We start from the raw sequence: 19233 nt of genomic DNA on the forward strand, positions 1-19233 counted from the left end.
CGTCCGGCGGTGCGCGGTGCGGGCTCAGGCGAGCCGTACGACGGCTCGCGCCCCGGACATCACCTCCAGCCCCTCGAAGCGGGCGCGCAGCCGGATCACGGCCCGGCGGTCGTCCAGCTTCCGCTCGACGACCCCGGTGATCCGCATGGTCGCGCCGGCGTCGTCGTCGGGCACGGCGACCGGCCGGGTGAAGCGGCGCACGCTGTACTCGATCAGGGCCGAGGGGTCGCCCACCCAGTCGGTGACGACGCGTACGGCGGCGGCGATGGTGTAGGTGCCGTGGACGATGACGTCGGGCAGACCGACGGACTTGGCGATCCGTTCGTTCCAGTGGGTGGCGGTGAAGTCCGAGCAGGCCCCGCAGTAGCGGAGCAGGTCGATCCGCCGCACGGTGATGTCCTGGGCGGGTATCTCGGTGCCGACCTCGACGTCGTCATGGGCGACCTTGGCTGCCACGTCACACCTCCTGGGCCTGGAGCACCGGGGCGGGTGCCTCGGCGCCGTCCCGGGGCAGGGCCGCGGTGCCGCGGGAGAGGATCGTGTTGACCACGGTGCACACGTGCTCGCCGTCCACCGTGCTGATCCGATGGGTCATCACCCACTGCTCGTGTTCGCCCATCACGCTCATGTCGTCGACGGTCGTGGTCTGCACGAGCCGGTCGCCCGGCCTGATCGGCCTTTGGTGCTCGACCCGTTGGGCCCGGTGCACGCACACCGGTTCCTTCCGCTTGCCGAACTCGGGGTCGTACAGCGGCCAGCCGCCGAAGCGGAAGAAGAGCATGACGGCGAAGGAGGGCGGCGCGATGACGTCCGGGTGGCCGAGCGCCCGTGCCGCCTCGGGGTCGAGGTAGACCGGATGGGTGTCGCCGGTGGCGATCGCGTAGTCGCGGATCTTCTCCCGGCTGACTTCGTAGACCTCGCTCGGCCCGTGGGTGCGGCCGATGAAGTCGTGGTTCAGTGCCATGTCGCCCCCTGGTGTGCGCTGTCGGTCGGGTCAGTCCCGGATGACGGTCTTGGTCCGCATGAGGAATTCCGCGAGGTACCGGTCGTGCGGCAGGCCCGGTCGCATCCAGTACGTCGGGTGGTCGCCGACGTGGACGTTGCTGATGGTCGGCTCGTCGACCAGTTGCTCCAGGAGCCGCTCGTCGTCGGTGATCGCGGTCACGACGAGGGAGTCGCGCAGTGGTGCCACGCCGTCGGCGCGGGTCCAGGGCGCCACCCATACGCAGGGGAAGCCCAGTTCGACGCCGGTCTGCGGGGCGTCGGCGCGGTCGAGCCGGAACACCGCCGGGCGCAGTACGGCGCTGCCGTCGCCGAGCTCGTCGACGATGCCGTCACCGCCCAGGTGCGCCGTGGCCCCGCCGGCGCTGCGCAGCAGGTACGCCTCAAGTGCCCGCGCCGCGGCCAGGGGCTGGACGGGCAGGACGGCCTTCGGGTCCTGCGGCGGCAGGCTCGGGATGGCCGCCAGCCGGGCGGCGAGCGCGTCGGCGACGGCGGCCGCCTCTGCGGGCCCGCCCTCGACGAGTACGGCGGTGGCGTTGACGCAGGCGGTGCCGCCCTCGTCGGCGACCGAGTCGACGATCATGTCCAGGTGGGCTCGCCAGTCCGCGCCGGTGACCAGGATCTTCGCCCGGCCGGGCCCTTGGGGCAGCACCGTGTTGTGTCCGGCGTACTTGCGCACCACGTCGTCGCCGCCGTACACGAGGGCGAGGTCCGCGCCGTTGATGACGGTGTCGGCGACGGTGTGGTCGGTGGGGGTCAGCGCCACGTGATCGGCGCCGAAGCCCGCCTCGCGCAGCGCGGCGACCAGCCGGTGCGGTGTGAACGGCTCGCGCCGCGAGGGCCGTACGACAATGCGGTAGCCGAGGGCGAGGGCCTCCAGCCACAGGGCGTGCACCCCGGGATGGTTGCCGGCGGCGTGCACGGCGAAGACGTTCCCGCGCCGCGTCCACACCGCGCCGCCGGCCCGGGTCGAGGGATCCCTCCAGTCGCCGACCGCGGCCTGGGGCCGGGCCTGCAGGACCGTGGTGGCGGCCTGTGCCGCCGCGTCCGCGACGATCCCGGTCGCGGCCCGGACCACCGGGATCGGGAGTCCGGAACAGCGGCTGACCAGCTGGCGGTAGGTGTCGGGGTCCATGCCGCCGACGGTGCCGGAGGCGAACAGCCGGCCGGCCCGCTCCAGTGCGGCGGCCCGCTCGCCGGGCGGCAGCGGATCGGCCGACCGCAGTGCGGCGAGGGCGCGCTGCACGAACAGCGGTGGCACGATGCTCAGTTCGGCGAGCGGCTCGCCGGTGACATCGGGCACCGTCAGGCGATTGCGGGCACGGTAGGGGCCGTTCGCGCCGAACGCGTCGAGCTGGACGAGCCGCTCCCCCGCGTCCCGGTCGCCCGGTGCCGTGGCCGCGGCGGCCTGTCGGGGCATCAGTAGACCCCTTCGATGACGGCCTGGTCGTCGAAGGTGGCCACCGGGCTGACGTCGGCGACCGAGTCGCCCATCTGCCCCTCGGGCGGCCGGATGCGCACGGCGGTGTCGCGTTCGAGGTTGTTGGGCAGCAGCATGGCCTTGCTGACGTGGTTCATGACGACCTGGCCGCGCTCGCCGTACGGCACGTTCGCGCCGGTCTCGGGGTCGATGACGGAGAAGGTGATGTACGGCGCGAAGGGGTCGAAGACGCACCTGTCCTCGCCCGTCGGCTCGATGCGCTCCAGGGAGCCGCCGAGGATCATCGTGCTGCCGTAGGCGCCCTGGAGCTGGATGCCCGGGAAGACCTCGGTGCGGAACAGGTGGCGGGTGTCGGCGTCCATGTGGGCGCCGCCCCACTGGATGTGACGAACCTTCTCGTTGATCAGCGCGACCAGCCGGTCGTCCTGCGCGAGCCGCTGGAGCAGCGGCGGGGTCGTGATCAGTACGCCGACGTCCTGGGTCTCCAGCAGGAACCCGGCCTGCGTGACGAGATGGTCGGCGTAGCGTGCGGCGTCCTCGGCGCGGCCCTCGGCGATGGCCTTCTTCACCCAGCGCGGGTCCATGTCGACCGTGAAGAGGATGCCTCCGCTGCGCCGGGCGCCCTCGCGCAGCGCGGCGCCGAAGATGTGCGGGCCGTCGGGCATCAGGGCCAGCCAGTTGACGCCGCGCGGACACCCGCGGGCGTCGAGGTGGCGCTGGCTGAAGGCGAGCCAGCGGTCCATCCAGTCGGGCGTGCAGATAACGCGCTTGGGCGCGCCGGTGGTGCCGCCGCTCTCGTAGACGCCGTACAGGTCGTCCGGCAGCGTGAGGCCGCGCGGGATCAGTTCCTCCACGCGCACGTCACGCAGTTCGTTGACGATGTTGGGGAACAGCTTCAGGTCGGCGAAGCCCTTGACGTCCGTCAGCGGGTCGAAGTCGAGCTTCCCGGCCCGCTCGAGCCAGAACGGTGATCCGGTCTCCGGGCTGAAGTGCCACCGCATCGCCGCGGTGATGAGTTCCTCGCCGTCCGGTGTCTCATCGGCCGGGCAGTCGAGAACCGGGTCCGTGCGGCCGTGGTCCGACATGTGCGTCCTTCCCCAGGGGCATGGCGATCTGCTGCGATTCCACGCTCGCACAGAGTTACATTCCCAGTCAAGGGATGTGCAAACTTTGACGGCGGGTTAGGGTCGATGGGAGCGGATGCACGGACCAGCGCCGGACGGGCCGCCCGTTGGCATCCGCGGACGGGGGAACCACATGCACGCAGACTCCCGCGGCCGGACCGCGGAATTACACGAGTTGCGCGAGCGGGTGCGGCGCGGACCGAGCGAGCGGGCGACCGCGGCCCAGCACGCCAAGGGGAAGCTGACGGCACGTGAACGGATAGAACTGCTGCTGGACGCAGGGACGTTCCACGAGACGGAGCAACTGCGGCGGCACCGGGCGCGGGGGTTCGGGCTGGAGAACAAACGCCCGCACACCGACGGCGTGGTCACCGGCTGGGGCACCGTCCACGGCCGTACCGTCTTCGTCTACGCCCATGACTTCCGCATCTTCGGCGGCGCCCTCGGCGAGGCCCACGCGCAGAAGATCCACAAGCTGATGGACATGGCGCTGGCCGCCGGAGCCCCGCTCGTCTCACTCAACGACGGTGCCGGCGCCCGCATCCAGGAAGGCGTCACCGCGCTCGCCGGCTACGGCGGCATCTTTCTGCGCAACACCCGGGCGTCCGGCGTGATCCCGCAGATCAGCGTGATGCTGGGCCCGTGCGCGGGCGGCGCCGCCTACAGCCCCGCCCTGACGGACTTCGTGTTCATGGTGCGGGACACCTCCCAGGTGTTCGTCACCGGCCCGGACGTGGTCAAGGCCGTCACCGGCGAGGAGATCGGCCACGACGGGCTGGGCGGAGCGGACGTGCACGCCGGGACGAGCGGCGTGTGCCACTTCGCGTACGACGACGAGGAGACGTGCCTGGAGGAGGTGCGGTACTTGCTGTCGATGCTCCCCTCCAACAACCGGGAGCAGCCTCCTGAGGTGCGGCCCACCGACCCTCCCGACCGGCCCGGCACAGCGCTGCTCGACCTGGTCCCCGCCGACGGCAACCGCGCCTACGACATGCACGCGGTGATCGAGGAACTGGTCGACGACGGCGAGTTCTTCGAGGTGCACGAGCGCTGGGCCACCAATGTCGTCGTGGGCCTGGCCCGCCTGGACGGCCAGGTCGTCGGCGTCGTCGCCAACCAACCCGCCCGGCTCGCCGGGGTGTTGGACACCCGGGCCAGCGAGAAGGCGGCCCGCTTCGTCCAGATGTGCGACGCGTTCAACATCCCGTTGGTCACGCTGGTGGACGTCCCCGGGTTCCTGCCCGGCGTCGACCAGGAGCACGGCGGCATCGTCCGGCACGGCGCGAAGTTGCTGTACGCGTACTGCAACGCCACCGTGCCGCGTGTCTCGGTCGTCCTGCGCAAGGCCTACGGCGGGGCGTACATCGTGATGGACTCCGGGTCCATCGGCTCCGACGTGACCTACGCGTGGCCGACCAACGAGATCGCCGTGATGGGCGCACAGGCCGCGGCCGACGTCGTCTTCCGTCGGCAGATCGCCGAGGCCGACGATCCCGAGGCCGTCCGGGCGGCGCTGGTCAAGGAGTACGCCGCCGAGCTGATCCACCCGTACTACGCGGCCGAACGCGGCCTTGTCGACGACGTCATCGACCCCGCCGAGACCCGCGAGACCCTCGTGCGCACCCTGGCCATGCTGCGCACGAAGCACGCCGATCTGCCCTACCGCAAGCACGGCAACCCACCGCAGTAGGCGGGGCCTTCGAAGGCCGGCCCGGGGCGAAACTTTCGCGTCGTCCCGTCGGCCTTTCGCCTGCGTGAGCGGTCGGCACATAGTGAGGGAGCTGTTGGCGACGGGGCTGTCACGCCCCGCCCCGTGAAGGGACGAGATGACGCGGAAGAACGCCCTGGTGGTCCGAGGCGGGTGGGAGGGGCATCAGCCGGTCCGGGCGACGGAGCTGTTCCTGCCCTTCCTGCGCGACCACGGATACGCCGTCAGGATCGAGGAGTCCACCGACGTCTACGCCGACGCCGCCGCGATGGCGGGCACCGATCTCGTCGTGCAGTGCGTGACGATGTCGCAGATCAGCGCCGAGCAGGTGGCGGGGCTGAGCGCGGCGGTCGTGGCCGGTACCGGATTCACCGGCTGGCACGGCGGGATCGCGGACTCGTTCCGGGCCTCCTCCGACTATCTCCATCTGGTGGGCGGGCAGTTCGCGACCCACCCGGGCAAGGAGCCCTGCGAGCGCCGGGGCGGTCAGGAGGACAACTACCTGCCGCACGCGGTGCACATCACCGGGCTCGGCCGCGAACACCCCGTCACCGCCGGCATCGACGACTTCGAGCTGCACACCGAGCAGTACTGGGTGCTCCACGACGACCTGATCGACGTGCTGGCCACCACGACCCATCCCACCCGGCCCTGGCAGCCCTGGCACCGCCCGGTCACCTCGCCCGCGGTCTGGACCCGCCGGTGGGGCGCCGGACGCGTCCTGGTGACGACGCCGGGGCACAGCCTCGACGTACTGGAACACCCCGCCGTCCGCACCGTCATCGAGAGGGGCATGCTGTGGGCGACGCGCACCGCGTCGGCGTCGTAGGACTCGGCGTCATCTCCCGCGCCTACCTGGACACCCTGGTCGGCCACCCCGCGGTCCGCGTCACGGCGGTCGCCGACCTCGACGCGTCCCGTTCGGCGGCGGTCGCGGCGGAGGTGCCCGGCGTCGAGGCCATGAGCGTCGAGGAGTTGCTGAGCAGCCCGGGCGTGGACACGGTGCTGAACCTCACCGTCCCCGCGGCGCACGCCGAGATCGCGCTGGGCGCGATCCGCCATGGGAAGAACGTCTACGGAGAGAAGCCACTGACGGCCGAACTCGCCGACGCACAGACCGTGTTGGAGGCAGCGGCCAAGGCGGGCGTCGCCGTGGGCTGCGCACCCGACACCGTCCTGGGCACCGGCATCCAGACGGCGCGGGCGGCCGTGGCCGCGGGCAGCATCGGACGTCCCCAGTTCGCGTCGGCGGTGATGGTGACGCCGGGGCACGAGCGCTGGCATCCGCACCCGGACTTCTACTACACCGCCGGGGGCGGCCCGCTGCTGGACATGGGGCCGTACTATCTCGCGTCCCTGGTCCATCTGCTGGGGCCGGTGCGTGCCGTGACCGGAGCGGCCGGCCGGCTGCGCGGCGAGCGCGTCATCGGCTCCGGTCCACGTGCGGGCGAGCGGATTCCGGTCGAGGTCGACACGCACGTCAGCGGGGTGCTGGAGCACGTCGGCGGGACGCTGACGACGATCACGACGAGCTTCGACGGCGTGGCCACGACCGCCGCGCCCATCGAGGTGCACGGCGAGAGCGGCACACTCGCCGTGCCCGATCCGAACCGCTTCGACGGCGAGGTCCGGCTCTTCGCACTCGGCGACACCCGGTGGCGCACGCTGCCGCCCTCGGCGGGCTACGTCGACGGCGCCCGGGGCGTCGGTCTGCTCGACTTCGTCGCCGCCGACAGGCGCCGGGCACCCCGCGCGAACGGCGAACTCGCCCTGCACGTGCTGGAGACGATGACCGCACTCCTGCGCTCCGCGACCGAGGGCCGCCGCATCGAACTGACGACTTCGACGCAGCCGCCCGCCCCCGTACCACTGACGGCCGCCGAGGAATGGCGGTGCACCGGCGCCCGGTAACCCGGCCCACGCCCCGGCTCGCGGCTCCCACTCCGACCTCGACTCCGAGTCACGGCCCAGGGCAGGCAACAGCCCTGGCCCCGACCGCAACTCCGGCAACCGACCACGCCTCCGGCGCGGCCCCGGCTCCGGCTCCGGCTCCGATCAGTCCACCGGCCAAGTGTGCGCAGCGGCGTTCAGATGCATGTACTCCATGTACGTCCGGGTCATCCGCCGCAGTGCCTCGCCCCGGTCGGCGCCGGCCTTCTCCAGGTGGTGGACCGCCTCCGCCTGCCACAGGGCGCCGTTGCGGGCGGAGACGCAGCGCTGCTCGATGATGCCGAGCAGGGGCTCGCGCCAGGCCGCGTCCATGCCGGCCAGTTCCAGGCCCCGGTGGGCCTGGGGCAGCAGGCGCCGCAACACCAGTTCCGTGACCGGGACTTCGCCCATGCCGGGCCAGTACATGCGGGCGTCGATCCCGTCGCGGGCGGCCGTGTGGAGGTTCTCCTCGGCGACCGAGAAGGACATCCGCGTCCAGACCGGCCGGTCGTCGTCGACCAGGGCGCGGGTGAGGCCGTAGTAGAAGGCGCCGTTGGCGATGGTGTCGGCCACGGTGGGGCCGGCGGGCAGGACCCGGTTCTCGATGCGCAGATGGGGTCCGCTGTCGGTGACGGCGTAGACGGGGCGGTTCCAGCGGTAGATCGTGCCGTTGTGCAGGGTCAGTTCGCCCAGCTGCGGTGCGCTCCCGCGGTCGTGCGCCTCCTGCGGGTCCTCGTCGTCGCACAGCGGCAACAAGGCCGGGAAGTAGCGCACGTTCTCCTCGAAGAGGTCGAAGACGCTGGTGATCCAGCGCTCCCCGAACCACACCCGGGGCCGTACGCCCTGGGCCTTGATCTCCACCGGACGGGTGTCCGTGGCCTGCTCGAAGAGGGGGATGCGGGTCTCGCGCCACAGCTCCTTGCCGAACAGGTACGGCGAGTTCGCCGCGAGGGCGATCTGTACGCCGGCGACCGCCTGGGCCGCGTTCCAGTAGTCGGCGAACTCCCGCGGCGAGACCTGGAGGTGGTACTGGGTGCTGGTGCAGGCCGCCTCCGGGGTGATGGTGTCGGCGTACGTCGACAGGCGCTCCACGCCGTCCACCGTGATCCGCAGGTCCTCGCCCCGCGCCGCGAAGATCTGCTCGTTGAGCAGCCGGTAGCGGGGGTCGCCGGACAGGGCGGACTCGCCGACGTCGGTCTCCCCCAGCGTCGGCAGGATGCCGATCATGATCAGGTGCGCCCCCACGGCGGAGGCGCGCTCCTCGGCGTGGTTGAGCGCGTCGCGGATGGCCAGCTCCCACGCCCCGGGGCCGCCCGTCGTCAGCTCACGCGGCGGGATGTTGATCTCCAGGTTGAAACGGCCCAGCTCGCTCGACCAGGCGGGATCGGCGATGGCCCGCAGGACGTCGGTGTTGCGCATCGCGGGCCGCCCGTCGTCGTCCACGAGATTGAGCTCGATCTCCAGCCCGACCTTGGGCCGCTCGCTCTCGAAGGTCGACTCGCGCAGCATCTGCGCCAGCACGTCGAGGCAGGTGTGCATCTTCTGCCGGTACCGGCGGCGATCCTCCCGCGTGAACACCAGGGCCGGCACGTCACGTCCCATCGTGCCCTCCCGAGTTCCCTCGGCGGATACCTCTTGTCCCAAGAGTGGCACTTCGGACGGCACCGGGACAGTCAGGGGACGGAGGCGTTCCCGGCCACCGGGCGAGCGGGCGGCGCACCGGCCCGCCGCCGAAGGTCCCCTTGTCGTTCGCCCCGCACCCGCCTAGCCTGACTTTGTGCCGCCAATAAACAAAACCCGGATCCACAACGTCGTGCCGGGCACCAGCAGCGATCTCACCCGTCTGCGTATGGCCCTCACCGCCTTCTTCGCCCTGGACGGCTTCCTCTTCGCCGGCTGGGTCGTCCGTATCCCCGCCATCAAGCAGCAGACCGGCGCCTCCGCGAGCGACCTGGGCCTGGCCCTGCTCGGCGTCTCCGCCGGCGCCGTCCTCACCATGACGCTGACCGGCCGCCTCTGCCGCCGCTACGGCAGCCATCAGGTCACCGTGGTCTGCGCGGTCCTGCTCTCGCTCAGCGTGGCCCTGCCCCCGCTGACGCACTCGGTCCTGGCCCTCGGCGCCGTCCTGCTGATCTTCGGCGCGGCCTACGGCGGCATCAACGTCGCCTTCAACAGCGCGGCCGTGGTCCTGGTCACCGCACTGCGCCGGCCCATCATGCCCAGCTTCCACGCGGCCTTCAGCCTGGGCGGCATGGTCGGCGCGGGCCTCGGCGCACTGGTCGCCGCGTCCCTCTCCCCCACCCGGCATCTGCTGGGCCTCGCCGTCATCGGGCTGCTGGTCACGGCGGTGGCGGGCCGCACGCTGCTGCGCCATGAGCCACCGACCCCGGCCGCCGACCCCACGCGCGAGGGCGACCGGAGCCCGCGCCGCCTGCACGGCAGAACCCGTGGCCTGGTGTTCGTCTTCGGCCTGATCGCCCTGTGCACGGCCTACGGCGAGGGTGCCATGGCCGACTGGGGCGCCCTGCACCTGGAACAGGACCTCGACGCCTCGCCCGGCGTCGCCGCCGTCGGCTACTCCTGTTTCGCGCTGGCCATGACCATCGGCCGGCTCAGCGGTACGGCCCTCCTCGAACGGCTCGGTCACGGCCGTACCGTCGTCGCGGGCGGCGCCACCGCGGCGGCCGGGATGCTGCTCGGCTCGCTCGCGCCCTCCCTGTGGGCGGCGCTGCTCGGCTTCGCGGTGACGGGACTCGGCCTGGCCAACCTGTTCCCGGTGGCCGTCGAACGCGCGGGCACCCTCGCGGGCCCGGGCGGTGTCGCCATGGCGTCCACCTTCGGATACGGCGGCATGCTCCTCGGCCCGCCCGCCATCGGCTTCATGGCGGACTGGCTGTCCCTGCCGGTGGCCCTGACCAGCGTCGCCGTACTGGCGGCGATCGCCACGCTCATCGGGGTCGCGACACGGCGGGCGACGCCGAACTGACCCTGGCGGGCACGCCGCCCGCGGGGCGGCGCATTGTCCGTCCCGCCCTCGCCGCGGATGATGGCCGGATGGCGCGACTCCACGACATCGTCATCGACTGTGCCCGTCCGGCCGCCACCGCTCGTTTCTGGGCCGCCGCCCTCGACGGTTACGCCGTCGCCCCGTACGACGACGCCGAGCTCGCCCGACTGCGAGCTCGTGGGATCGCCGGTCCGGAGGACGACCCCACCGTGCTCGTGGAACCCGCCGACGGCGGCCCTCGCCTGTGGTGTCAGCTCGTCCCGGAGCCCAAGCGCGGCAAGAACCGCCTGCACCTGGACCTGGTCTCGCGGCACGCCGAGACCGAGCTGGGCCGGCTCACCGCACTCGGCGCAACCGTCCGAACCCGGCACGAGGACCACTGGGTCCTGGCCGACCCCGAGGGCAACGAGTTCTGTCTGTTCCCCACTTCGGCCTGAGCACCCTCAGACCTTGGCGAGTTCCGCCGCCCCGAAGGACACGTCGAACCGGTCGCACCAGATGCTGACGCTGCTGTAGCGCGACAGGTCGGCGTCCTGCGGCACGACATAGTTCTGGCTGCCCTTGTTGCCCTTCAGGCTGCCGAGGCTGACATACGCGCCGTCGTCGAAGACGCGCCAGCCGCCCACTCCCTCCTTCACCGGAGCGTCCGTCAGCCACACCCGCAGGTCCGGCCCGTTGCTGGTGTCGAGGTTCTCCAAGCGTACGACGTGGGAGCCGTCGGCCAGCCGGACGAGTTTCACCGTGCCCGACGTCGCGTGCTCATGGCTGATCAGCTCACCGCCGGCCAGTGTCACCGGTCCGGGCGCGGGAGGGGTCGCGCCGGCCGAGGGGGATGCCTTGGCGGGCGGGACGGACGTCCGCACCGTGCCGGGCAGGGCCTCCTCCACGGTCTTGTCCTGCCACAGCTTCCACGGCTGGAACCAGTACAGCCCGAAGCCGCCCGCGACGACCACCAGCACCAGCACTCCGATGCCCAGCGGCCCGCTGAACACCTGCCGTACGCGCCTCATACCCGTCCCGCCTCCTGAGAGTTGTCCCGTCGCCACACCATCCAACGCGACACGGGCCGGGCCGTGTACACCGAGCGTGATGACGAAACCCTTACGTCGCGCCGTGACCGCGCTCGATCCGGCACACTCACCCCCATGGAGACAGCCGACTTCGTTCGAACCCTGGACCGTGAAGGACTGCTGCTGGCCGCGGCCGCCGAGGAGGCCGGGGCCGAGGCCAAGGTGCCGACCTGTCCGCAGTGGCAGGTGCGGGACCTGGTGCGGCACACGGGGATGGTGCATCGCTGGGCGGCGGCGTTCGTGGCCGAGGGACACACCTCCTACCAACCGGACGGCGGCCTGCCCGACCTCGACGGGGCGGAGCTGTTCGCCTGGTTCCGGGAGGGCCACCGCCACCTGGTCGACACGCTCGCGGGCGCTCCGGCCGACCTGCAGTGCTGGCACTTCCTGCCCGCCCCGTCGCCGCTGGAGTTCTGGGCACGCAGGCAGGCGCACGAGACGACCGTGCACCGCTTCGACGCGCAAACCGCCCGCGCAGGCACGCCGGACGAGATCGACCCCGGCTTCGCGGCGGACGGCGTCGACGAGTTGCTGCGCGGCTTCCACGCAAGGTCCAGGAGCCGCGTCCGCAGCGCCGAACCGCGGGTGCTGCGGGTGCGGGCGACGGACACGGACGACGCCGTGTGGACCGTACGGCTGTCGCAGGAGCCGCCCGCGACCGAGCGGGGCGAGAGCGCTCGCGCGGACTGCGAGATCTCCGGGCCGGCCGACCGCCTGTATCTGTCGCTCTGGAACCGGCTGCCCTTCCCGCACGTGACCGGCGACGCCTCGATCGCCGAGCTGTGGCGGGCGAACTCGGCTATCACCTGGAGCTGAACCCGGCCCGCACGCCCGTCAGTTGAGCGGCGTCCGCGCGACCGCCAGCATCCTCGTCAGCACCGCGCGCTGCACCGGCAGCACCTCGCCGTGCAGCGTGCGGCCCTTCGCCGTGAGGGCCACGCGTACGCCCCGCCGGTCCTCCGGGCACATGCAACGCTCGACGAGGCCGTCCTTCTCCAGCCGGGCGATCAGCCGGGACAGCGCGCTCTGGCTGAGGTGCACCCGCTCGGAGATCTCCTGCACGCGGTACGACGAACCGCCGTCCGAGCCGCCTCGCGCCGGGCCGTCGGCCAGGACGTCCAGGACCTCGAAGTCACTGGCGCACAGGCCGTGTTGGTGCAGTTCCCGGTCGAGTTCGCACTGGGTGCGCGCGTGCAGCGCCAGGATGTCCCGCCACTGGTCCACGAGCGCCTGCTCGGCCTTCTTCGCCGCCATGGGCGCACCGTAACAGAATTCGGGGATCATTGCATCCACATTAAATGCACTTGCATCTCATGCATGCGCATGTAGTGTCCTCGGCATGACCTCTCCGCTCAACTCCCCCGCGACCGCGGCCTCGGCGGTTCGCTGGACCCCGCGACTGTGGGGCACCCTGCTGGTGCTGTGCGCCGCGATGTTCCTGGACGCGCTGGACGTGTCGATGGTGGGTGTCGCCCTGCCGTCCATCGGCGCCGACCTGGGCCTGTCCACCTCAACCCTGCAATGGATCGTCAGCGGCTACATCCTGGGCTACGGCGGCCTGCTCCTCCTCGGCGGACGCACCGCCGACCTGCTGGGCCGGCGCCAGGTGTTCCTGGTGGCCCTGGCCGTGTTCGCGCTCGCCTCGCTGCTCGGCGGACTCGTCGACTCGGGCCCGCTGCTCATCGCCAGCCGCTTCATCAAGGGCCTGGCCGCGGCCTTCACGGCACCGGCCGGCCTGTCCATCATCACCACGACGTTCGCCGAGGGCCCCGTACGCAACCGTGCACTCGCGATCTACACCACCTGCGGCGCCACCGGCTACTCGATGGGGCTCGTCTTCTCCGGCCTGCTCACCGAGGCGAGTTGGCGCCTGACCATGCTGCTGCCCGCCCCGATCGCGTTGATCGCCCTGGCCGTCGGCCTGAAGCTGCTGCCGCGCAGCGAGCGCGAGAAGGCGGACGGCGGCTACGACATCCCCGGCGCCATCCTCGGCACCGCCTCCATGCTGCTGCTCGTGTTCACCGTCGTCGAGGCGCCCGAGGCGGGCTGGGGCTCGGCCCGCACGGTCCTGTCCTTCATCGCCGTCGCCGTCATGCTCACGGCCTTCGTCCTCGTCGAGCGGCGCAGCCCGAGCCCGCTGATCCGGCTGGGTGTGCTGCGCTCCGGAGCGCAGGTGCGGGCGCAGCTGGGCGCGTTGACGTTCGTCGGCAGCTATATCGGCTTCCAGTTCCTGGTCACGCTGTACATGCAGCAGTTGCTCGGCTGGTCGGCGCTGCACACCGCGCTGGCCTTCCTGCCGGCGGGGGCGCTCGTGGCACTGTCGGCGACGAAGGTCGGTGCCGTCATCGACCGGTTCGGCACGCCCCGGCTGATCGCGATCGGCTTCGCGCTGATGGTCGCGGGCTACATCCTGTTCCTGCGCATCGACCTCGACCCGGTCTACGCGGTGGTGATCCTCCCCACCATGCTGCTGGTCGGCTCGGCCTTCGCGCTGACCTTCCCCTCGCTCAACGTCCAGGCCACCAACGGCGTCGACGAGCACGAGCAGGGCATGGTCTCGGGCCTGCTGAACACCTCGGTGCAGGTGGGCGGCGCGCTGTTCCTGGCGGTCGTGACGGCGGTCCTGACCGCGAACGCGCCCGAGGAGCCCGCGTCCCCGCAGGCCGTGCTGGACAGCTATCTGCCCGCCCTGGTCGTGATCACCGTCATCGCGGTCGCGGGGCTGCTGATCGCCCTGACCGGCCTGCGCTCGCGTCGCGAGCAGCGGAGCGTCGTGGTCGCCAAGTCCACCACCCTGGAGGCCGAGCGCGTCGCCGTGCGCGACTAGGGCCTGTCCGGCGGATCAGGCCGGCTGCAAGGAACGGTGTCTCGTCAACGCAGGTGAGCGGGGCCTGGTGCGTCCAGCTGCAAGGCGGAGGAGGGCGTCGACGCGATGGGGGTCCCCCCGCTCGAGCGGAGCCGAGAGTAGGGGAGTCGGCAACCGACGACAACGCCGCTGGGGGTCCCCCCTCTGGGGAAGGGCGTGCCAGGCCCCGCGACGCCGGCCTGATCCGCCGGACAGGCCCTAGGGGGCGGCCTCCCCACCGCGTGCCCGGCGGAGCCGTCTTGCTCCGCCGGGCACACGCCTGTGAAACTCCCTGTATGAGCATGTATGGGGGACGGCGCAGTCAGGCCGAGCGGGACGCGATCACCGTCGAGATCGGATACGCGCTGTTCAGTGCGGCCTTCGCCGCGGCCCTGGTGTTCGGGGCCGTGGTGGGACCGGCGTACGCGTTCGATCTGTCGGCCGGGGTGCGCGGCACACTCGTGTCAGCGGGCGCGAGCGCGGCCGCCGTGCTGTTCGTCGCCCGGGTCGCCGCCGTGCTGGTCCGCTTCCAGCGGCGCGAGGCCGGCGCGGACGAGACGGCTCAGCCCAACCAGCCGGGCCGCACCAATCCCGACTCGTAGGCCAGCACCACGAGTTGGGCCCGGTCGCGGGCGCCGAGCTTCACCATCGTGCGGCTGACGTGGGTCTTCGCAGTGAGCGGGCTGACCACCAGGCGGCGGGCGATCTCCTCGTTGGACAGGCCGATGCCGACCAGCGCCATCACCTCCCGCTCGCGCTCGGTGAGTTCGGCGAGGGCGTCGCCCGCCGCGGGCTCCTTGGAACGGGCGGCGAACTCGGCGATCAGCCGCCGGGTCACCCCGGGCGACAGCAGCGCGTCACCCTCGACCACGGCCCTTACGGCACGCAGGAGTTCGTCCGGTTCGGTGTCCTTGACCAGGAAGCCGGAGGCTCCCGAGCGGATGGCCTCGAAGACGTACTCGTCGAGTTCGAAGGTGGTCAGCATGACCACCTTCACGCCCGTCAGGGCATCGTCGTCGGTGATCCGGCGGGTCGCGGCGAGTCCGTCGAGGAGCGGCATGCGGATGTCCATCAGGACGACGTCGGGCCGCAGTTCGCGCACCTTGCGCAGCGCCTGCTCGCCGTCGGCCGCCTCGCCGGCCACCTCGATGTCGGGCTGTGCGTCGAGCAGCGCCCGGAAGCCGGCCCGCACCAGTGACTGGTCGTCGGCGAGCAGTACGCGGATCACCGGTTCTCCTTGGTCTCGGCGGATGCCTTCAACGGCAGTGCGGCAAGCACCCGGAAGCCGCCGTCGCCGCGCGGGCCCGCCTCGATCGTGCCACCGAGCGCGGCCGCCCGCTCCCGCATTCCGGCCAATCCGTTGCCGCTGCCGCCCGCGTCGGTGCCGGTCGCCGGACCGTCGTCGTCGATACGCAACCGTAGTGTCGTCCCGTCGTCGTGATCGAGGTGCACGCGCGCGTGCCGCGATTCCGAGTGGCGTACGACGTTGGTGAGGGCCTCCTGGACGATCCGGAAGGCGGCGAGGTCCGTGCCGGGTGCCAGGCGGGGCGGCTCGCCCTCGACCTCGACGGTGAGGCCCGCGCTCGCCGCCTGCTCCACCAGTTCGGGCAGCCGGTCGAGGCCGGGGGCCGGTGCGCGGGGGGCGTCGCCGGGGGTGCGCAGGGTGTCGAGGACCTGGCGTACCTCGCCGAGCGCCTCCTTGCTCTGAGCCTTGATGGTGGTGAGTGCCGTGCGCGCCTGCTCGGGGTCGGTGTCGAGCAGCGCGAGGCCGACGCCCGCCTGGACGTTGATCACGGAGATGCTGTGCGCGAGGACGTCGTGCAGCTCGCGGGCGATCCGCAGCCGCTCCTCGTCGGCACGCCGCCGGGCCGCCTGCGCCCGCTCGGCCCGTTCCTTCACCCACTGTTCGCGACGCGTCCTGGCCAGCTCCGACACCGCCACGATCGCCGCGACCCAGGCGGCGATCACGCCTTCCTGTCCCCAGGGGGCGGCCGAGTCACCGGATGGCGGCAGCCACTGATACAGCCAGTGGGCGACCAGGACGTGGCCGACCCAGAGCACTCCGACCGCCGCCCAGGCGGCCTTGCGATGGCCGGTGATGATGGCGTTGAAGCAGGCCACGGCGACAGCCAGGAAAACCGGTCCGTAGGGGTAGCCGGCACCGAGGTAGAGCATGGCGGCCGCGGCCGTGCCGAACGCGACGGCCACCGGGTAGCGCTTGCGCCACAGCAGCAGCCCAGCGGCCACGAACAGCAGGACGCGGGCGAAGGGGTCGAGATCCTCCCGGTCCTGCTGGCCCTGGGCCGCGAAGGTCGAGCCGGCCATCACGAAGGCCGTGATCAGCAGGGTCGAGCGCCAGGGCCAGCGAGGGGCGCGCTCCTCGCCGTCCTCCCCGCGGTTCCACCACGGCGGCCCGTGCCGCCACCACATCGGCGGACCGCCGCCGGGGCGTGCCTGCTGCTCGTCCATGCCCGCCACGCTAGACGCGATGGCCGCCGGGCGGCGTCACCCGCGCGTGGTGATCACGCCTACTCCCGGCGAAGTACGTCCCCCGAGCCGGCTCACTCCAGGCCCACGCCCTGCGCGAGCCGGGTCACCGCATGCCGGAAGAACGGCTCCCGGTCCTCCACGACCCGGTGGAACTGCCCGAACAGCTCGAACCCGACCAGCCCGAAGAGCTGCGCCCAGGCTCCGGCGAGCGCCACGACCGTCGCCGGGGGAAGGTCGGGGGCCAGGTCGGCCGCCATGCGCTCGGCCTCGGGGCGCAGTTCGCCGGAAAGAGGCGGCAGCTCACTGAGGCCGGAGCCTTGGTGGGCGTCACGGACGATGCCGATGAAGAGGAGGCCGACGCGGGAGGCGGGTGGGACGGTGGTGTCGGGGGCGGTGTAGCCCGGCACGGGCGAGCCGTAGATCAGGGCGTACTCGTGCGGATGCCGCAGCCCCCACGCGCGTACGGCCTCCGCCACCGCCGTCCAGCGCTGAACGGGCCCGGCGTCCGCGGCCTCGGCGTGAGCCACTTCCGCGCTCTCGCCGAGGGAGTCGTAGGCGTCGATGATGAGAGCGGTCAGCAGGTCGTCCCGGCTGGGGAAGTAGCGGTAGAGCGCGGAGGAGACCATGCCGAGTTCGCGGGCCACGGCGCGCAGCGAGAGCTTGGCGGCGCCTTCTGCCGCAAGCTGTCTGCGGGCCTCGTCCTTGATGGCCGCGGTGACTTCCATCCTGGCGCGGGCACGTGCGCCCTGTGCGGTGCTGCTCATGTGAGGCAGTCTCCCATGAAAACGGAGCAGTGCACACAATCGAGAGCACTGCTCTTGCTTTGGATCGACGCTCTCGTGCACACTGCTCTCAAGCGAGAGCACTGCTCTCCCAAACACACTCTCCGGGGGTCACCATGTCGTCGCCGTACTACCTCAAGGGCAGCCCGCTGACCGTCCGCCTCAACAACGTCATCGGCTGGATGGCCCGGCACGGGCTCAGCATCGCGGGCACCGCGGAGATGTCCGTACGCGGGCGCAAGAGCGGCCGGATGCAGCGCATCCCGGTCAACCCGCACACCTACGACGCCACGCAGTACCTCGTCTCGGCCCGCGGCCACTCCCAGTGGGTGCGCAACATGCGCGCCGCCGGGGGCGGGGAGCTGCGCGTCGGGCGCAAGGTCCGGGAGTTCTCCGCGGTGGAGCTTCCCGACGCGGAGAAGCTCCCGATCCTGCGGACCTACCTGGAGAAGTGGGGCTGGGAGGTCAACCAGTACTTCCAGGGCGTCACCGCGAAGTCCTCCGACGAGGAGATCATCGCGGCCGCCCAGGACCACCCGGTCTTCCGGCTCAGCGTCCAGAAGTGACCCGGGTAACCGTCAAGAAGTCGCTTCGTCGGCGGCCGGAGCCTGGCGGCGGTCCATGGCGGTGAGGGCGCGCTGGGCCATGGGGTGGCTGCGGACCATCTCGCCCAGCGACGACGAGCCGCGAGTGATGTCCATGAACGCCTTCCAGGCCGGCCGCACACCGGTCAGCCCCGCGTGGAAGAGCCCCGGACGACGCTCGAACACCGTCAGCAGCCGCTTGCCGACGCTCATCTCGACGCCGAGGCCCGCCTTGATCGCGAAGGCGTAGTTCAGGGCCTGGCGCCGGGTGTCCACGGCATCGTGCGCCTCGGCGATCCGCACCGCCCACTCCCCCGCGAGCCGCCCCGACCGCAGCGCGAACGAAATGCCCTCGCGTGTCCACGGCTCCAGCAGACCGGCCGCGTCACCGCACACCAGCACACGCCCGCGCGACAGCGGCGAGTCGTCGGCGCGGCAGCGGGTCAGGTGCCCGGAGGAGATGCTCGGTTCGAAGCCGGCGAGGCCGAGCCGCCCGATGAACTCCTCCAAGTACCGCTTGGTGGCGGCCCCTTCGCCGCGTGCCGAGATCACCCCGACCGTGAGCGTGTCCCCCTTGGGGAACACCCAGCCGTAACTGCCGGGAATCGGCCCCCAGTCGATGAGGACCCGCCCCTTCCAGTCCTCGGCGACCGTCTCCGGCACCGGGATCTCCGCCTCCAGACCGAGATCCACCTGGTCGAGCTTCACCCCGACATGGGCCCCTATCCGGCTCGCACTGCCGTCCGCGCCGACCACGGCCCGCGCGAGCAGCGTCTCGCCGCCCTGCAGGACGATCGCGACGGAGCGCCGGTCCGGCACCGCCGAGCCGTGCTGCTCGACGCGCTGGACGGTGACGCCCGTACGCAGCTCGGCGCCCGCCTTCTGTGCGTGCTCGACGAGTTGCTGGTCGAACTCGGGCCGGTTGATCAGCCCGAACAGCATCTGCTTGGAGCGGCGGGTGCGGGTGAAGCGGCCGTTGTTCGAGAACGTCACCGCGTGCACCCGGTCCCGGAAAGGCAGCTCGAAGCCGGGCGGGAGCGAGTCGCGCGAGGGGCCGATGATGCCGCCGCCGCATGTCTTGTAGCGGGGCAGCTCGGATTTCTCCAGGATCAGCACGCGTCGCCCGGCGACCGCCGCCGCATACGCGGCCGAGGCCCCCGCGGGTCCCGCGCCCACCACGACGACGTCCCACACCTGCCGCACGTCGTCCGCCGAAGAGTTCTCGCTGCTCACGATGGTCTACTGCTCCCG

Annotated in this window: 20 protein-coding genes; 9 read left to right on the forward strand and 11 right to left on the reverse strand. The window is 71.8% G+C overall.

The window, feature by feature from the left end; all coding sequences use genetic code 11:
* Positions 1 to 24: 24 nt before the first annotated feature.
* From OG254_RS05935 to OG254_RS05950, 4 genes are read right to left on the reverse strand one after another with little or no spacing between them, the layout of a single operon-like run.
* Positions 25 to 456, reverse strand: a complete 432-nt coding sequence (locus tag OG254_RS05935; protein WP_405577945.1) for a MaoC/PaaZ C-terminal domain-containing protein — start codon at positions 454 to 456, stop codon at positions 25 to 27.
* Position 457: 1 nt separating this feature from the next.
* On the reverse strand, positions 458 to 964 hold the full coding sequence (locus OG254_RS05940; protein ID WP_405577948.1) for a MaoC family dehydratase N-terminal domain-containing protein: 507 nt from the start codon (positions 962 to 964) through the stop codon (positions 458 to 460).
* A gap of 30 nt (positions 965 to 994) precedes the next feature.
* Entirely contained in the window at positions 995 to 2422 is a 1428-nt protein-coding gene (locus tag OG254_RS05945; RefSeq protein ID WP_405577950.1) for an aldehyde dehydrogenase family protein, read from the reverse strand.
* Positions 2422 to 3528, reverse strand: coding sequence for a phenazine antibiotic biosynthesis protein (locus OG254_RS05950; RefSeq protein WP_405577952.1), 1107 nt, complete (start codon positions 3526 to 3528; stop codon positions 2422 to 2424). The genes OG254_RS05945 and OG254_RS05950 overlap by 1 nt, the downstream gene beginning before the upstream one ends.
* Before the next feature lie 172 nt (positions 3529 to 3700).
* On the opposite strand from OG254_RS05950, the gene OG254_RS05955 reads away from it, so the two are divergent.
* The 3 genes from OG254_RS05955 (at position 3701) to OG254_RS05965 (ending at position 7186) form a co-directional block, all read left to right on the forward strand.
* Positions 3701 to 5257, forward strand: a complete 1557-nt coding sequence (locus tag OG254_RS05955) for an acyl-CoA carboxylase subunit beta (RefSeq protein ID WP_405577954.1) — start codon at positions 3701 to 3703, stop codon at positions 5255 to 5257.
* A gap of 136 nt (positions 5258 to 5393) precedes the next feature.
* On the forward strand, positions 5394 to 6104 hold the full coding sequence (locus OG254_RS05960; protein ID WP_405577956.1) for a ThuA domain-containing protein: 711 nt from the start codon (positions 5394 to 5396) through the stop codon (positions 6102 to 6104).
* Positions 6074 to 7186, forward strand: coding sequence for a Gfo/Idh/MocA family protein (locus tag OG254_RS05965; protein ID WP_405577958.1), 1113 nt, complete (start codon positions 6074 to 6076; stop codon positions 7184 to 7186). Before OG254_RS05960 ends, OG254_RS05965 begins: the two co-directional genes overlap by 31 nt.
* Before the next feature lie 144 nt (positions 7187 to 7330).
* Here OG254_RS05965 and OG254_RS05970 read toward each other — a convergent pair whose 3' ends face one another.
* Entirely contained in the window at positions 7331 to 8806 is a 1476-nt protein-coding gene (locus tag OG254_RS05970) for a glutamate-cysteine ligase family protein (RefSeq protein WP_405577961.1), read from the reverse strand.
* 211 nt (positions 8807 to 9017) lie between these two features.
* On the opposite strand from OG254_RS05970, the gene OG254_RS05975 reads away from it, so the two are divergent.
* Together OG254_RS05975 and OG254_RS05980 are read left to right on the forward strand one after the other, a co-directional pair.
* Entirely contained in the window at positions 9018 to 10190 is a 1173-nt protein-coding gene (locus OG254_RS05975; RefSeq protein WP_405577963.1) for an MFS transporter, read from the forward strand.
* Between the two features lie 68 nt (positions 10191 to 10258).
* Positions 10259 to 10648 carry a VOC family protein gene (locus OG254_RS05980; RefSeq protein ID WP_405577965.1) on the forward strand — a complete coding sequence of 130 codons (390 nt, stop codon included), beginning with the start codon at positions 10259 to 10261 and terminating at the stop codon, positions 10646 to 10648.
* Between the two features lie 6 nt (positions 10649 to 10654).
* On the opposite strand, the gene OG254_RS05985 is transcribed toward OG254_RS05980, so the two are convergent.
* Positions 10655 to 11221 (reverse strand): DM13 domain-containing protein, encoded by a 567-nt coding sequence (locus tag OG254_RS05985; RefSeq protein WP_405577967.1) that lies wholly within the window; start codon positions 11219 to 11221, stop codon positions 10655 to 10657.
* Between the two features lie 135 nt (positions 11222 to 11356).
* Here OG254_RS05985 and OG254_RS05990 point away from each other — a divergent pair, with 135 nt between their 5' ends.
* Positions 11357 to 12097 (forward strand): maleylpyruvate isomerase family mycothiol-dependent enzyme, encoded by a 741-nt coding sequence (locus OG254_RS05990; RefSeq protein ID WP_405577969.1) that lies wholly within the window; start codon positions 11357 to 11359, stop codon positions 12095 to 12097.
* An 18-nt stretch (positions 12098 to 12115) separates the two neighbouring features.
* On the opposite strand, the gene OG254_RS05995 is transcribed toward OG254_RS05990, so the two are convergent.
* Positions 12116 to 12535, reverse strand: coding sequence for a MarR family winged helix-turn-helix transcriptional regulator (locus tag OG254_RS05995; RefSeq protein ID WP_405577971.1), 420 nt, complete (start codon positions 12533 to 12535; stop codon positions 12116 to 12118).
* Between the two features lie 85 nt (positions 12536 to 12620).
* Here OG254_RS05995 and OG254_RS06000 point away from each other — a divergent pair, with 85 nt between their 5' ends.
* Both OG254_RS06000 and OG254_RS06005 read left to right on the forward strand, forming a co-directional pair.
* On the forward strand, positions 12621 to 14108 hold the full coding sequence (locus tag OG254_RS06000) for an MFS transporter (protein ID WP_405577973.1): 1488 nt from the start codon (positions 12621 to 12623) through the stop codon (positions 14106 to 14108).
* A gap of 314 nt (positions 14109 to 14422) precedes the next feature.
* Positions 14423 to 14728, forward strand: coding sequence for a DUF6332 family protein (locus OG254_RS06005; RefSeq protein WP_405577975.1), 306 nt, complete (start codon positions 14423 to 14425; stop codon positions 14726 to 14728).
* Here OG254_RS06005 and OG254_RS06010 read toward each other — a convergent pair.
* From OG254_RS06010 to OG254_RS06020, 3 genes are all read right to left on the reverse strand, one after another.
* Positions 14689 to 15354, reverse strand: a complete 666-nt coding sequence (locus tag OG254_RS06010; protein ID WP_405577977.1) for a response regulator — start codon at positions 15352 to 15354, stop codon at positions 14689 to 14691. The genes OG254_RS06005 and OG254_RS06010 overlap by 40 nt on opposite strands.
* Positions 15351 to 16595, reverse strand: a complete 1245-nt coding sequence (locus OG254_RS06015; protein WP_405577979.1) for a sensor histidine kinase — start codon at positions 16593 to 16595, stop codon at positions 15351 to 15353. Before OG254_RS06015 ends, OG254_RS06010 begins: the two co-directional genes overlap by 4 nt.
* A 92-nt stretch (positions 16596 to 16687) precedes the next feature.
* Positions 16688 to 17380, reverse strand: coding sequence for a TetR/AcrR family transcriptional regulator (locus OG254_RS06020; RefSeq protein ID WP_405577981.1), 693 nt, complete (start codon positions 17378 to 17380; stop codon positions 16688 to 16690).
* Between the two features lie 134 nt (positions 17381 to 17514).
* Here OG254_RS06020 and OG254_RS06025 point away from each other — a divergent pair, with 134 nt between their 5' ends.
* A complete protein-coding gene (locus tag OG254_RS06025) occupies positions 17515 to 17964 on the forward strand; it encodes a nitroreductase family deazaflavin-dependent oxidoreductase (RefSeq protein ID WP_405577983.1) in 450 nt (149 codons plus the stop codon).
* 12 nt (positions 17965 to 17976) lie between these two features.
* Here the strand turns inward: OG254_RS06025 and OG254_RS06030 are convergent, their stop codons facing one another.
* A complete protein-coding gene (locus tag OG254_RS06030; protein ID WP_405577985.1) occupies positions 17977 to 19215 on the reverse strand; it encodes a geranylgeranyl reductase family protein in 1239 nt (412 codons plus the stop codon).
* Positions 19216 to 19233: the final 18 nt, after the last annotated feature.

The organism is Streptomyces sp. NBC_01092 (assembly GCF_045039535.1).
GTDB lineage: Bacteria > Actinomycetota > Actinomycetes > Streptomycetales > Streptomycetaceae > Streptomyces.